The organism is Flavobacterium sp. CR10 (genome assembly GCF_055814415.1).
The window spans coordinates 4,134,059-4,148,644 of record NZ_CP185985.1 but is presented as its reverse complement, the minus strand read 5'-3'; the positions used below and the strand labels follow the sequence as shown (position 1 = coordinate 4,148,644).

Annotated in this window: 17 protein-coding genes; 16 read left to right on the top strand and 1 reads right to left on the bottom strand. The window is 43.1% G+C overall.

Annotated features, from left to right (window positions below):
• Positions 1-137 precede the first annotated feature (137 nt).
• The 16 genes from ACNRYB_RS17795 to ACNRYB_RS17720 all read left to right on the top strand — a co-directional run bounded on the left by ACNRYB_RS17795 (position 138) and on the right by ACNRYB_RS17720 (position 13,388).
• Positions 138-1,685, top strand: a complete 1,548-nt coding sequence (locus tag ACNRYB_RS17795) for an alkaline phosphatase family protein (RefSeq protein ID WP_473728156.1) — start codon at positions 138-140, stop codon at positions 1,683-1,685.
• A 230-nt stretch (positions 1,686-1,915) separates the two neighbouring features.
• A complete protein-coding gene (locus ACNRYB_RS17790) occupies positions 1,916-2,359 on the top strand; it encodes a hypothetical protein (protein WP_473728155.1) in 444 nt (147 codons plus the stop codon).
• 210 nt (positions 2,360-2,569) lie between these two features.
• Entirely contained in the window at positions 2,570-2,833 is a 264-nt protein-coding gene (locus tag ACNRYB_RS17785) for a DUF4134 domain-containing protein (protein ID WP_239452901.1), read from the top strand.
• Positions 2,833-3,147, top strand: a complete 315-nt coding sequence (locus ACNRYB_RS17780) for a DUF4133 domain-containing protein (RefSeq protein WP_473728154.1) — start codon at positions 2,833-2,835, stop codon at positions 3,145-3,147. Before ACNRYB_RS17785 ends, ACNRYB_RS17780 begins: the two co-directional genes overlap by 1 nt.
• Before the next feature lie 27 nt (positions 3,148-3,174).
• Positions 3,175-5,664, top strand: coding sequence for a TraG family conjugative transposon ATPase (locus tag ACNRYB_RS17775; protein ID WP_473728153.1), 2,490 nt, complete (start codon positions 3,175-3,177; stop codon positions 5,662-5,664).
• Positions 5,661-6,344 (top strand): conjugal transfer protein TraI, encoded by a 684-nt coding sequence (locus ACNRYB_RS17770; protein WP_473728152.1) that lies wholly within the window; start codon positions 5,661-5,663, stop codon positions 6,342-6,344. Before ACNRYB_RS17775 ends, ACNRYB_RS17770 begins: the two co-directional genes overlap by 4 nt.
• Positions 6,345-6,359: 15 nt before the next feature.
• Positions 6,360-6,980, top strand: a complete 621-nt coding sequence (locus ACNRYB_RS17765; protein ID WP_473728151.1) for a hypothetical protein — start codon at positions 6,360-6,362, stop codon at positions 6,978-6,980.
• A gap of 4 nt (positions 6,981-6,984) precedes the next feature.
• A complete protein-coding gene (locus tag ACNRYB_RS17760; protein ID WP_473730254.1) occupies positions 6,985-7,620 on the top strand; it encodes a TerB family tellurite resistance protein in 636 nt (211 codons plus the stop codon).
• 58 nt (positions 7,621-7,678) lie between these two features.
• Positions 7,679-8,833: a conjugative transposon protein TraJ gene (gene traJ / locus ACNRYB_RS17755; protein ID WP_473730253.1), complete on the top strand. Its 1,155-nt coding sequence runs from the start codon at positions 7,679-7,681 to the stop codon at positions 8,831-8,833.
• A 25-nt stretch (positions 8,834-8,858) separates the two neighbouring features.
• Complete coding sequence (gene traK, locus ACNRYB_RS17750; protein WP_473728150.1) at positions 8,859-9,467, top strand: conjugative transposon protein TraK; 609 nt, start codon at positions 8,859-8,861, stop codon at positions 9,465-9,467.
• A 6-nt stretch (positions 9,468-9,473) separates the two neighbouring features.
• The gene (locus tag ACNRYB_RS17745) at positions 9,474-9,740 is read left to right on the top strand and encodes a hypothetical protein (protein ID WP_473728149.1); all 267 of its coding nucleotides are present in this window, start codon (positions 9,474-9,476) and stop codon (positions 9,738-9,740) included.
• 4 nt (positions 9,741-9,744) lie between these two features.
• Positions 9,745-11,022: a conjugative transposon protein TraM gene (traM, locus tag ACNRYB_RS17740; protein ID WP_473728148.1), complete on the top strand. Its 1,278-nt coding sequence runs from the start codon at positions 9,745-9,747 to the stop codon at positions 11,020-11,022.
• A 15-nt stretch (positions 11,023-11,037) separates the two neighbouring features.
• Positions 11,038-11,901: a conjugative transposon protein TraN gene (gene traN / locus ACNRYB_RS17735; RefSeq protein WP_473728147.1), complete on the top strand. Its 864-nt coding sequence runs from the start codon at positions 11,038-11,040 to the stop codon at positions 11,899-11,901.
• 29 nt (positions 11,902-11,930) lie between these two features.
• Positions 11,931-12,725, top strand: coding sequence for a hypothetical protein (locus ACNRYB_RS17730; protein WP_473728146.1), 795 nt, complete (start codon positions 11,931-11,933; stop codon positions 12,723-12,725).
• Positions 12,726-12,747: 22 nt separating this feature from the next.
• Complete coding sequence (locus ACNRYB_RS17725) at positions 12,748-13,059, top strand: hypothetical protein (RefSeq protein ID WP_473728145.1); 312 nt, start codon at positions 12,748-12,750, stop codon at positions 13,057-13,059.
• Positions 13,056-13,388 (top strand): helix-turn-helix domain-containing protein, encoded by a 333-nt coding sequence (locus ACNRYB_RS17720; RefSeq protein WP_473728144.1) that lies wholly within the window; start codon positions 13,056-13,058, stop codon positions 13,386-13,388. The genes ACNRYB_RS17725 and ACNRYB_RS17720 overlap by 4 nt, the downstream gene beginning before the upstream one ends.
• Positions 13,389-13,636: 248 nt before the next feature.
• Here the strand turns inward: ACNRYB_RS17720 and ACNRYB_RS17715 are convergent, their stop codons facing one another.
• Entirely contained in the window at positions 13,637-14,245 is a 609-nt protein-coding gene (locus ACNRYB_RS17715; protein ID WP_473728143.1) for a GNAT family N-acetyltransferase, read from the bottom strand.
• Positions 14,246-14,586: the final 341 nt, after the last annotated feature.

Below are 14,586 nucleotides of genomic sequence, written 5' to 3'. Positions count from 1 at the left end.
TTTAGGATTAAAGCAATTTCAAGCTAGGATAAGTGCGCTTCTGGGGCCAGCTTTTAAAATAGGTAGAACTACTTGCGCAGGCTTGGCTTTAATTGCCGTAATTTACTTATGTTTAATGAATTAAAAACGGCTGGAATATGGAAAATGCAAACCAATCTGACGGACTGGAAACTTTTGAGCATATCGTGGTGCTTATGCTGGAGAACCGCTCATTTGACAATCTGTTAGGCTATCTCTACAAAAACGGCGAGCTGCCGCCTGAAAAGCCTTTTGACGGGCTTCATAATCCCAATATTGACTATGCGAACCCCATTCCCCCCAGAGCGGAGGGCTATCCAGAGAAAACGGGCATTTCCCCTTCGCGCGCGGTGAGCTATTCGATGCCCTATCCGGATCCGGGTGAGGAATACCCCCATGTCAATACCCAGCTTTTCAATTCCGTCATCCCTGAGAGCAATATAGGAGCGGCTGACTATAAAATGGCACGGCCCTATAATCTGCCGGCTTCTCCGGGCGCGCCAAGCATGAATGGCTTTGTCAACGATTACGAAAATACGCTCAGGTCAGCCTACAGCATTGATAATCCTTCCTATGAACAGTACAAGGTGATCATGCAGTGCTTTGAGCCGGACCAGATTCCTGCAATGGCCACTTTAGCCAAAGAGTTTGCGGTTTTTGACCACTGGCACTGTTCGGTGCCGAGCCAGACCTACTGCAATCGGGCATTCTGGCATGCGGCAAGCTCAGGGGGAAAAGTGATTAATCCCCTTGGTGAGGATGGAACAGGTTTTCCAGGCATTGATGGCGATCTGCATGGGATGGATTCGTGGATAAGGGATGTCTGGTCGCTGCCGACCATCTTTGACCGCATGAATGATAATAATATTTCATGGAAAGTCTATTCGCCTATTGCGCCTTTAAGCCTGACCTATATAGTCAATGGAACCGGTGAGGGAAAAGACAATACGCACGGGCATCTCGATTTTTTCTTCGATCTCGAGTTTGGCACCCTGCCGCAATACTCCTTTGTGGAACCCCAGTTTCTGCATAAGCACAATGACCAGCATCCATCGGCAGTGAACCATGAGTTGGCTGTCGGGACGGTGAAACTGGGAGACGAGCTCATCGGCGAAGTGTACAATGCCATCAGAAAGAGCCCTAAAAGGGACAAGATACTTTTGATCATCACCCATGACGAACACGGAGGCTGCTATGACCATGTGGCGCCGCCGGGTACGGTGCCGCCTGCTGCAGGCATGAAGGGGGAGTGCGGTTTCGGCTTTGACCGTCTTGGGGTGCGCGTTCCGATGATAATGGTGTCTTCCTATATCCAGCCGCAGACAATAGTCAGCGGACAGTTTGAGCATGCATCATTCATAAAGACGGTCTGCCAGAAATGGCAGCTGGATCCGCTGACCGATAGGGACAGGGATCCCCAAGTATTGCCCTTTACAGAAGTCTTTTCCGATCAGAAAAGGGCAGATTGGCCCGAAATTCCATCACAGATGGATTTAAGGGAGCTGCTTCCCGAACCGGACACCAGCGGCGATCCCTTAAACGGGCTTCAGAAAGCCATGCTCAATAGCCTTCTTCATATTGAAAAGGTGAAAGCGCTGGGCAATACCCAAAAAGAAGAGATACAGACCATTGGCGATATGATGGAATTTATAAAAAGGTTCCAGTGAAACCGATTGCCGGATGTTTTTAATCTGTCAGGCCCCTGAAAACGTATGTTTTCAGGGGCTTTTTTATTTATGGGCCTCATGGCGCATGCCGGTTTTTCTATGGGGTACAAAAGGGTACGGAAAAAGTTGTGCTTGCAGGGGCCCTTGCATAACTGTTCCTTTGTCCTGCAATGAAATCGGAATGGGTTCCGGTTTTCTGAAAGGATGTCTAATGTTTAAATGGGATGGTTATGCTTGGAGATATTTCATGGAAGGCTTTTATGGTTGCGGCCGCTGTTTTTCTTTTTTTGTGGTGCGGGTATGTGTTTTTTCGGTATTATCCGAAGAATTTCATTTCGAATTTAAGGGGCGGCTTCAGGCGCCGATCTTCCGCTGCAGAGGACATGAAAAGCGATAGCCCCTTTGCAGAATTCAAAGAGTCTTTCAGTACGCTTGAAGATGCAAAGGAGCTGTATTCCAAATTGTTGGATGCATTTATTGAAAGCGATGATAGAAATATATCTAAAGCCGAGTTCAAGCATTACGTGCAGTTTCTGCTTGCTGAATATCCCTATGTGAGACAGTCCGTTTTGCGGGATAAGATCAATTCTCTCATGGTGCTGCATAGCGATAGATACCCTTCGCTTCAGCTCAGCGCTCAGGAGATGGACAGCTTATGGGAAGAGGGGCCATAAATCTTATGCAGAGAAATTTCCCCTGTTCGCTCTAGTGCGGTATGGCAATTGTGACAAGGAGATAGCAGCTGTAACAGCGGTATTTCTCTGCTTTTAATTCAAGTGACGGTTTAATTTAAATGATGGGAGATGAAAAGGTGGAATTGGAGATTGAAATTCTTATGGAGAAGGCTTAAGAACATATCGGGCGCTTTAGCGCTGTCCCTGCTGATGCTTTATTCAGGGGCTCTTTACAGCCAAGACGGGGTGGCGGGCATCAATGAGGCCAACCAGAAGGTGCGCAGCTATTTTGATGCGGGCACCGAGCTGATGTATGCCGTGGGGGCCATATTGGGGCTTATCGGAGCGGTGAAGGTGTACCAGAAGTGGAATGCGGGAGATCCCGATACGGGAAAGGTTGCGGCCGCCTGGTTTGGCAGCTGCGTATTTCTTGTGGTGGTGGCTACGGTCATTAAATCCTTTTTTGGGGTCTGATGGCAAACAGCGTCTACAGGATCAATAAGGGCATTAATCAAAGCATTGAATTCAAAGGCCTCAAAGCGCAGTACATCTGGTATTTAGGTTTTGGCATAGTGGCGCTTTTGATACTCTTTGCCGTGCTTTTTATTGCGGGTGTGCCTTCGCTTGCTTGTGTGGGCATTATCGGAATTGCTGGCGGTTTTCTTGTCTTTAAGATATACAGGATGAGCGCCAGATATGGAGAGCATGGCATGATTAAGGCCGTAGCCGCAAAACGCATTCCCAAATGCATGAAGGTGCGCAGCAGGGGCGTTTTTATAAAGTTATAGCTATGGAACGTTAATTTATGGAAAGGGATGGAGAAGAGGATGGAAGAGCTCCTGCCTATTATGGCGGTGGAGCATGACTGCATATTGTCAAAGCAGGGGGACATAACTTTAGTTTTTAAGGCGGAGCTGCCCGAGATTTTTACGCTTTCAGACCAGGAATATGAGGCTTTCCACCAGTCGTGGATAAAGGCCATAAAGGTGCTGCCGAAGTTCTGCGTTTTCCATAAGCAGGACTGGTTTTTAGATAGGAAATATAAAGCTGATTTCTCAAGCGGGGACAGCAGTTTTCTGACCCGAAGCAGCGAGCGCTTCTTTAGCGAGAGGCCCTATCTGGATCATTCCTGCTATATTATGCTGACCAAGAAGCCTCAGGGAAAAAAGAATGCAACCTCGCTGTTTTCCAGTCTGCTCAGGAGTTCAATAGTTCCCGAGGAAACTTTAAAACCCCAGCTGCTTGAGGATTTTGTGGATGTCTGCGGCCAGTTTAAAAGGATTATGGAGGACAGCGGATTTATAAAGCTCGTTCGCCTGAAAAACGAATCGCTTAAAAGCGGGAGCAGAAGTATCGGGCTGGCGGAAAAATACTGTCTGCTATCAGAGCGGGAAGATTCATTTGTTTATAAGGACATCAAATTTGATGAAGGGCTCGAAGTGGGAGATAAACGCTGCCAGCTTTTTACTCTTGGCGACGCGGCCGATCTTCCGGGGCTATGCGGATCCAGAATCAATTTTGACCGCTATTCGACTGATAAAACCAAATTTAGCGTAGGGTTTGCCTCAGCTTTAGGGCAGCTTTTGTCGTGCAATCATATTTACAGCCAGTACATTTTTATTGAAGATGCGCAGAAAACGATCCAAAAGCTGGAGAGCAAAAGATTAAGGCTCCAGTCGCTGTCGGCTTACAGCAGGGGAAATATGATTGCCAGAGATGCCACTAATGGTTTTCTGAATGAAGCCGTGTCTGAGCAGAGGCTTCCCGTAAAGGCCCATTTTAATGTGCTGGCGTGGAGCACGGATAAAGAAGAGCTGAAGGACATTAAAAATAAGGTGTCATCAGCGCTTGCCCAGATGGATTCGGCGGCCAAGCTGGAAACGGTTGGGGCTCCGCAGATCTATTGGGCTGGAATTCCAGGCAATGGAGGGGATTTTCCAATGAATGACACTTTTGACACTTTCACAGAGCAGGCGGTCTGTTTTCTGAACATGGAGACAGGCTACAGATCTTCGCTGAGCCCTTGCGGCATAAGGCTTGGAGACAGGCTGACCGGAAAACCCGTTCACGTGGATATCAGCGATGAGCCTGTTAGGATGGGAATCTGCACCAATCGCAATAAGTTTATACTCGGGCCTTCAGGCAGCGGCAAGTCCTTTTTTACCAACCATATGGTGAGAAGCTACTACGAGCAGGGAACACATATCGTGCTGGTGGATGTCGGGCACAGCTACAAGGGGCTTTGCGATATGGTGGGAGGCTATTACTTCACTTACGATGAAAAGAATCCCATATGCTTCAACCCTTTTTATATTTCAGAAGGGGACTCTCTGGATACCGAGAAAAAGGAAAGCATTAAAACGCTGCTTTTGGCCCTTTGGAAAAAAGACGATGAAACCTTTAACCGAAGCGAGTATGTGGCGCTTTCAAATGCCCTGCAGCTGTATTATGAAAAGCTGGATGCCGATTCGGATATTTTTCCATGCTTTGACAGCTTTTATGAGTTTCTGAAAGGGGAGTTTGTTGTGATCCTATCGGATGATAAGGTAAAGGAGAAGGATTTTGACGTGAATAACTTTCTATATGTGCTGCGTCCTTATTATAAAGGCGGCGAGTTTGATTATCTGCTCAATGCAACGCAGAACCTCGAGCTGTTAAAAGAAAGGCTTATTGTCTTTGAACTGGATAATATAAAAGACCATCCGATTCTTTTTCCGGTTGTGACCATCATTATTATGGAAGTTTTTATCAGTAAAATGCGAAAACTCAAAGGCTTCCGCAAGATGATCCTCATTGAAGAGGCGTGGAAGGCCATTGCCAGGGAAGGAATGGCGGAATACATTAAGTATTTGTTTAAAACGGTGAGGAAATTCTTTGGAGAGGCAGTTGTGGTGACGCAGGAAGTCGAGGATATTATTTCTTCTCCTGTGGTAAAGCAGGCCATTATCAATAACAGCGACTGCAAGATTCTGCTTGATCAGAGCAAATACCAGAACAAGTTTGATCAGATTCAGGAGCTGCTGGGGCTGACCGAGAAAGAAAAAGCGCTTGTGCTTTCGGTAAATAAAGCCAATGATCCCGATAAAAGATACAAGGAGGTTTTTATCTCGCTTGGAGGCATGCTTTCCAAAGTTTACAGAACTGAAGTTTCACTGGAGGAATATCTGGCATACACTACTGAAGAAAGCGAGAAAGTGAAAATGAATGCCTACGCGAAAAAATTTGGCGGAGACATCAAAAAGGGAATAGCCGCAATGGCTCAGGATATAAGGGAAGGAAAACAATTAAATGAAAAGGGAAAATGAAAAAGAAATTAATTTCCGGTCTGGTCTGCCTGCTGCTTGTCAATGCTCCGGCAAGACCTGCAGAAAAAATGGCGGCATTGCCGATACTGGAGATTGTAAAGGCGGTTACGAAAAAAGTGATCAAAGCAATTGATCTGAGGATTCAGAAACTGCAGAACAAAACAATATGGCTTCAGAATGCGCAGAAAAAAGCGGAAAACGTGCTCTCCAAATTAAAGCTCGATGAGATCTCGGATTGGACTCAGAAACAGAAAGATCTTTATAAAGGCTACTATGAAGAGCTGGCAAAAGTAAAGTCAATTATTACCTACTACCAGAGGATAAAAGAGATTACCCAAAAGCAGACAAGGCTTATTCAGGAATATGAAAGAGCGTGGAATCTTTTCAGGCAGGATACCCATTTTAAAGACAGCGAAATCCAATATATGGAGCGTGTTTACACTGGAATACTAGAGGAAAGTGTGAAGAATATCGACCAGATTTTTTTAATTCTGGATTCTTTTGCCACCCAGATGAGTGATTTGAAAAGGCTGGAGATTATCAATAAAGCCGCAGATCAGATCGACGCCAATTATGATGACCTGATGCTGTTTAACCGGCAGAATGTAATGCTTAGCCTCCAGAGGGCTAAAACAGAAGCTGATGCGGATAAAGTCAAAGAATTTTACGGAATTCCCTAATTCAAAGAAAATATCATGAAAAATTTAATTCTACTGATGCTGGCTTCAATATTAATAAGCCATGGGAGTCAGGCTCAAGCAAAACAGAGAAAGGAACTGCTGCTGCAGATTGCTGCCCTTCAGGTTTACATGGATTATGCCAAGAAAGGATATTCAGCCGTTTCGAAAGGCCTTAATTTCATTGGTGATGTAAAGAAAGGGGAAGTTAATCTCCATGGCGATTATTTTGCATCGTTATTGAAGATTAATCCGAGGGTAAGAAACTATTATAAAACAGCGGAGATTATCTCCTTGCAGCTTAAGATAATGAAAATGCATAAAAGCACTTATGCCAAACTCAAGACTGATGATTTATTTCAGGGAAGCGAGCTCGATTATATTGAGCGTTCATTCGAAAGGCTAATGGAAAGCTGCGATGAAACTTTAGGCCAGCTTCTGGTTCTTACTGCTGATTCAGAACTGGAGCTTAAAGATGACCAAAGGATAGAGCGTATAGATGAGCTATACAAAACGATGGTTAGCAATTACGATTTCTGTCTGTCTTTTAGCAATGAAGCAAAGTTATTGTCATTGTCAAAATCTCATGAAAAAAGAAGTGCTGAATCCGCACAAAGCATTTACGGACTTAAAAATTAACGCCATGAAAAGGATATTGATTTTAGCATTTCTGGTCTTTTTTGGATTTGTCCCAAGCAGCATGAATGCACAGTCGGCAGAAATCCAGCAGCTGGTCTTGAACATTGAAAAACTCTCGCAGTTCAAAAAGATTCTCAGCGATATGAAAAAGGGATATGAGCTGCTTTCAGGAGGTTACAAAACAGTTAAAGACATGTCCGAAAGCAGCTTTAGCCTTCATAAAACATTTTTAGATGCCCTTATGCAGGTGAGCCCAACGGTAAAGAATTGCAAAAGGGTAGGAGATATCGTGAACTATCAAATACTGCTGGTAAAAGAAAGCAAAAAAGGACTTTCCAGATTTATAAAAAGTGAAAGTTTCAGTCTTCAAGAAATTTCATATTTCGAAAGGATTTACGGAAATCTTTTAAACCAAAGCCTTAGAAATCTTGATGAGCTGGCCACAGTTATGACTGCAGATAAACTTAGGATGTCCGATGATGAAAGGCTTCAGGCAATTGATGATATTTATATGGAGATGCAGGATAAACTTTTGTTTTTGAGGGATTTTAATAAGTCATCAGGCATACTGGCGCTGCAGAGAGCAAAGGAAAAGAAAGATGCATATGCTTCCAAAGAACTTCAGGACTTAAAAAACTAATGCTATGGATTTTTATAAATCTTTAAAGAGAATTCTGTTTTTAAATGCAGCAGTGTTTATGCCTTCTGCTATTCATGCTCAAGGACTCGGCGATAATATGCAGAGCATGCACTCGGTTTTAGACCGGCTTTATGATGAGATGATGCCTTTGTGCAGCAATCTTTTGGCTGTAGGGCAGGGAATAGCAGGTTTTGGAACAATCTGGTATATCGCTTCACGAGTCTGGCGCCATATTGCAAACGCTGAACCTATAGATTTTTATCCCCTGTTCAGACCTTTTGCGATCGGGTTCTGCATCATGATTTTTCCATCTGTCCTTGCTCTTATCAACGGGGTTATGAAGCCGGCTGTTACTGCTACGGCCGCTATGGTTACAGGTTCCAATAATGCTGTGGCCGTTCTTTTGAAAGAAAAGGAAAAAGCAGTCAGAGAAACCGATCCATGGAGGATGTATGTAGGGGTTTCCGGTACTGGGGACCGTGAGAGATGGTATAAATATACCCATGATGAAGACCCTTCCGATGAGGGCATGCTTGCCGGCATCGGAAACGATGTCAAATTTGCCATGGAAAAAGCATCCTATAATTTTAGGAACTCGGTGAAGGAATGGATGAGCGAAGTGCTTAGGGTATTATTTGAAGCGGCGGCTTTGTGCATTGACACGCTAAGGACATTCCAGCTTGTGGTGCTTTCCATTTTAGGGCCGCTTGTATTTGGCATAGCCGTATTTGACGGGTTTCAGCATACGCTCACCGTCTGGCTTGCCAGATACATAAACATTTATTTATGGCTTCCCGTTGCCAATATTTTTGGAAGCATCATTGGGAAAATTCAGGAACTGATGCTCAAACTTGATTTATCGCAGGTGGAGGCGAGCGGAGACACTTTTTTTAGCCGGACCGATATGGCTTACCTCATTTTTATGATAATCGGAATAATAGGCTATTTCACTGTTCCATCAGTTGCCAATTATATTGTCCATGCAGCTGGAGGCGGAGCTTTGGGCCAGAAAGTTACAAGTATGCTTGGCAGTTCTGCCAATTCAGCAATTGCCAAAACCTCGCATGGGGCCGGTATGGCAATGGATGCAATGGGAAATGCCGCGGGGCAAATCTCGCAGAGCATGTCTTGCTCAGCTGGCAATGCCCACTATTTTAAAGAGAAGGGTAATTACATGAATGATAAGCTTAAAGGAAATTCAAAACAGACTTAAAAACCAACGTCCCATGTTTACGAAAATGAAGAACATAGATGCCGCTTTCAGATATGTGAGAGGATTTACGATGCTGGTAATTGTTGGGTGTATGGCAGTGTGCTGTTATGCACTGTATAAAAGTTTCCAGACCGTAAGGGTGATGCAGGACAAAGTGTATATTCTGGCAAACGGCAAGGCGCTGGAAGCATTCGTCTCAGACCGAAAGGATAATGTGACTGTCGAGGCCAGGGATCATGTGAAAACCTTTCACAAGTTTTTCTTTACCCTTGACCCTGATGATAAAGCCATTAAAGCCAATATCACTAAAGCGCTGTATCTGTCAGACGAGAGCGCAAAGCGAATTTATGATGATCTAAAAGAGAACGGCTTCTATTCTGGAATCATTTCAGGAAATATCAGCCAGACCATCCTGATTGATAGCGTTAGCATTGATATCCGAGAATATCCCTATCGTTTTAGATGTTATGCCAGACAGAACATTATCCGTACAACGAGCATTATAAAAAGAAGTCTTATAACCCAAGGAAATCTGCGTAATGTTTCGAGAAGCGATAATAATCCGCATGGTTTTTTAATCGAGAGGTGGAATACCATCGAGAACAAAGATCTGGCTGTTGAAAATAGAAAATAGACAGCTATGAAACCATTAGTTAAAAAGCGGGAAGGGCCATTTGTCTACAGTAAGCATTACTTGTCTGTCCAAGACAAGTGGGTGCGAAAAATGGAATCTTTGACTGACAGGCTTTCTAAAAAGGCCCTCATTTGTCTGCTGGTTTTGTTTGCCGCTTTGGAGGGAGGGTATTTTCTCTATAATATATACGCAGCATTATCAAAGAAAAATTCTGAAATAAATAAAAACCCGCCAGCTATTTCAAAAATTAAAACAATCAATTTTAAAAAGTAATGTCATGGAGCAGAAAATAATATCACTCAAAGAATCTAAAAGAAGAAAAATGCTTTTGGTGCTGCCTGTTATAGCACTTCCTTTTATAACCATTTTATTCTACATCTTAGATGGTGGAAGAATGGAAGCGGAAATGGCCAAAAGTAAAGTCAAAAAAGGATTTAACTTTAGTCTTCCCTTTCCTGCATTTAAAGAAGATTCATCATTTGACAAGATGAGCTACTACGATCAGGCGGCAGTAGATTCTATCAAATTGCAGGAACAAATTAAAAAAGACCCTAATTATTCCAATCAAAAAATATTTGAAGAATCAATAGATGATTTTGCAGATAGCGATTTAGGTGGAAGAGGACTTACCGGTATTAATAAATCCGCCTATCAAGATGCTAACGAACAGAAAGTTTATCAAAAACTTAAAGCACTTCAAAAAGTAATCAGCCAGCCTGCGGTCTCTGATAATTATGGTCAGGATATGAGGGTGTTTGAAAATTATGGATCATCAAAAAGCGAATCAGATGCGATAAAAAACTTAGAGCAGATGATGTCGCAAATGGGCACTTCCGAGGAACCTGATCCAGAACTGAAGCAGCTTGGAGGGATGCTGGAAAATATTTTGGATATACAGCATCCTTCACGAGTGCAGGAAAGACTGAAGCAGATCGCTGACAGCAGAAAAGGAGAAAGTTTTGCAGTGAGCCGCAAAAAGGAAGCGGATAATATCACTTCGCTGCAGCAGGATGCGCTGTCTTTGGCTCCATTGAAATCAAATGCATTTTATGGCGCAGATTCGGTTCAGGCTTTGGAAGAATCTGGAAATTCCATTGAGGCGGTGATGCATGAAACGCAGACCATTGTCGATGGATCTCTGGTAAAGCTCAGGCTTATGGCTGACATGCTGCTTCAAGACGTCTTGATTCCAAGGAATGCTTTTTTGTATGGTACGGCCTCTTTAAAAGGGGAACGGCTGATAGTGAAGATTGTCAATATTAAGTTTAGGAGTTCCATTTTTCCCGTTGAGCTTTCGGTTTATGATATGGATGGGATTGAAGGGATCTATATACCGGGAGCCATCAGCAGGGATGTGGGCAAAGCTTCTGCAGACCGTTCCATTCAGAGTCTCGGGCTTTCTGGCGTGACGGACTCCTGGGGATTGCAGGCGGCGGAAATGGGAATAGGGGCGGCCAAGAGCCTGATAGGCAAAAAGGTAAAACTCGTTAAGGCTGTCGTAAAGGCCGGATATCAGGTATTGCTGCATGACGAGAAGAAGAAGAATTTGAATTGATTGGATGAGATGAGTATGAAAAAGATGAAGAGAATCAGAAAAAGGAGTTGGATGGTGGCACTGTGTCTGCTTTTAAGTGCTGCGGAAGCTTTTGGACAGGATAGCAAGGATGCTGCATTGAACCCCGAGCAGCTGAAAAACCTTCACATTGCCTATTCCAAAACAACAAGCATTATTTTTCCGTATGCTATTAAAAGCATAGATAAAGGAAGTGCGGATGTTTTAATCCAGAAAGCCAAAGGGGTAGAGAATATTGTGCTGGCCAAAGCGGCCATAAGGCATTTTGTCCAGACCAATCTCACCGTGGTAACGGCAGATAACAGGCTGTATGTTTTTATGCTGAACTATGATGAAGCATGTCCCGATTTAAATGTAAAGGCTGATTATTCCCATGCCGTAAATGAATCGGTTCTGTTTTCAAAGGAGTATGATAACCAGAAGGAAATTGAACAGTATGCCGCATTGGCCCTGTCTAAAAAAAGAAGTGTCGCAGGACTGAACAGCGCCAGGTTTGAAATGGAGCTTCGAGTCACTGGCATCTTTATCCATCGGGATGTATTGTATTTCAGGCTAGTGCTGGGCAACAGATCCAAAATCAATTATGATGTAGACCAGCTCCGCTTTTTTATCCGTGACCAGAGGAAGTCAAAACGGACTGCCTCTCAGGAAATAGAGATATTGCCTTTATACTGCACCTCTCTGCTCTCAGCAGTTTCGGACAGATCGGAAGTGGTTCTGGTCTATGCGGTATCCAAGTTTACCATCCCCGAGAAAAAACATCTCACGATCCAGCTCATTGAAAAAAATGGCGGAAGACAGATTGAAGTGGATATAGGGAATAGGGGCATCAGAAATGTGCATATACTGGGCAGCATGTAAAAAGAACACTAATTTTAAAATATTATATCATGAATCAGAAGAATTTAGAATTTTTGGCAGACCAGATCAAGTATGCTGGTTTTGGCGAAGCGCTGCAGCCCCTATTGAAAGAGCAGCTGGAGAAGGGCGGAAAGGAATTTACGGTGCTCCATGAAGCGAATTTTGAGAAGAGCGCCTTTAAATGCGAGCTGAGCTTTAAGAAATCCGACCGGAGCGATATGTATTTCTTCAACTCCTATAAGGCCATGCTCTCCAAGGAAGGGGCTCCCCATGCATTGGAGCAGATCTTCTATATGGGAAAGGATAATAATTTTACAATGAAGGAGGCTTTTAATCTGTTGGAAGGAAGATCGGTCAATAAAGATCTTATGGCCAAGGAGGGCGAGAAATATAATTCTTGGATTTCTTTGGACTTTAAAGATGCCGAGCCAAACGGGAACTTTAAGATGAGCCATTACCATCAGAATTACGGCTATAATCTGGAGGCGGCTCTTGAGAAGCATTCCATTAAGGAGCTTCAGACGCCCGAGTCCAAAGAGAGCCTGCTTGGCTCGCTTAAAAAAGGGAATATCCAATCGGTCACTTTTGTTGTGAGCGGCGAGGAAAAAAGAAGGTTTGTGGAGGCCAATCCGCAGTTCAAGACCATCAGGGTATATGACGAATCGATGCTCCGCATCAATGACAGACAAAGCAGGGAGCAGAAGCAGAAGGATTCCAAGGAGGATATCTCCAAAGGAGAGAAGAAGAACGCTGATGGGCAGGGAGATGATGATTTGGGGGAGAAGAAGGAAAAGAAGTCGAAAAGAAGATCCCAGTCGATTTAGTTCAAGGGATCATTGATGGATTATGGAAAGCGTGAAACCCTTGGCAGACTTCTTTTCTGCCATTGAAAAGGACGGGCGCATCGGCACGGCGCATATAGCCCTTTATGCGGCTCTTCTGAAGTTCAGGTCTGCCAAAGGCTTTGCCAATCCTGTTGAAGTCTTCAGAAGGGAATTGGCGCCCATAGCCAAGATATCCTCCTCATGCACTTACCATAAATGCCTGCGGGAGCTAGATGAATACGGATACCTGCGCTATGAGCCTTCTTTTAAAAAGACAAGGGCAAGCCGGATATATTTTTTTGATTTTGAGATGCGTAAATTAATGAAGCCGTGAAGCCTTTTGCTTTTGAGGATCTTCCCAATATACTCGGAACCCTTATGATGCGAATGGAGAGCATTGAACGAATGGTAAGAGAAATTAGGGACAATAAGCCTTCTGAGGATTTTGATCCGGGCCTAATGACCATCCTGGAGGCTTCAAAGCTTGTGAATCTCTCGGTGGCCACCATCTATTCGAAAGTATGCCGAAAGGAAATGCCGGCCAGCAAGAAGGGCAAGAAGCTCTATTTTATAAAATCTGAGCTTTTGGAATGGATAAAGTCTGGCAGGATCAAAACCATGTCGGAAATGCAGCGGGAAGCGGATAAGAGATTTAATAAATAGGATTATTTTGGAAAGCCTGCAGAAAATTTGCAGGCTTTTTGTTTTGTATCTTATTTGTGCCAGATGCTGTTGATTGCTTATAAATGCTGCTTTGTGAATTTCTGGAACTATTTCTCACTGTTATAGAAGTGTAAATTTATTTTGGATTTTATGAATGATTTTGAGAGATAAAATCGCTCACTACTGAATTTTACGGTTCTATCTCGAGTAGTCCCTTTATCTTATCTGCCTATTTCATTAAATGGATATCAGCAATTGGCTTTTTCGTCTATTTTTAATTCAATCATCTTCTTTGCATTTTCCCATTCAGAGTCGATAATGCTAAAAAATGCAGTATCTCTAGGATATCCATTTGGCTCAATCTTGTCTTTACGGAAAACGCCTTCGAAAACACCGCCGATTTTTTCGATAGCTTTTCTCGAGCGAATGTTATCAGCTTTAGCTCTAAACTGAACCCGATTTGCATTTAATACATCAAAAGAATAAGAAAGCAGAAGCAGCTTGCATTCTAAATTAACGATTGAGCCCCAATACTCTTTTTTTATCCACGTTACGCCAATTTCCAGTTTTTTATCCGATGGCATGATATCCAGAAATCTTGTTGTTCCGATAATTTCTTTTGTTGATTTATCAATGATTACAAAAGGGTAGACAGTCCCATTTTCCCGACCTTGCAGAGCAGCATTGCTATTGGAGTAAAATATCTCTGGGACAGAATAATTTACCGATGTCAATTCCCAAATTTCCTGATTTGAAGCAGCTTCCAATAACTTTTCGAAATTTTCAGCTTCTAATGGATGAAGCTCTACTGTCTTGCCTTGTAATACTATCGGATGATTAATCCATAGGTCATTCATAACATTTTATTTTGCGATCTAATTAAGTTTTATTTCAATTTCTAAAGCCAATGCTTGATTTGTTCTCGGAATATTTTTTTTAATCGGTACTCGTGCGCCTGCCTGTCTGCTTCAGTGGGGCTGTTTATCTGTTTTTTTATTTGAAAAAAAATAAATATCTGATGGTCAAAAGTACAAATTCTTAGTTAACGGCAGGGCTATTACAGAAATTATATTAAAAAATAAACAAGGGTATAGAAGTGTGGAAAATTTAAGAGATCCAACTTTTTCCGCTCAGTAAAGAGTTCATGATGAAAAGCTGTGCAAATGTCCCAGCTTGCCGAAAAGTTTATATTGGAGAG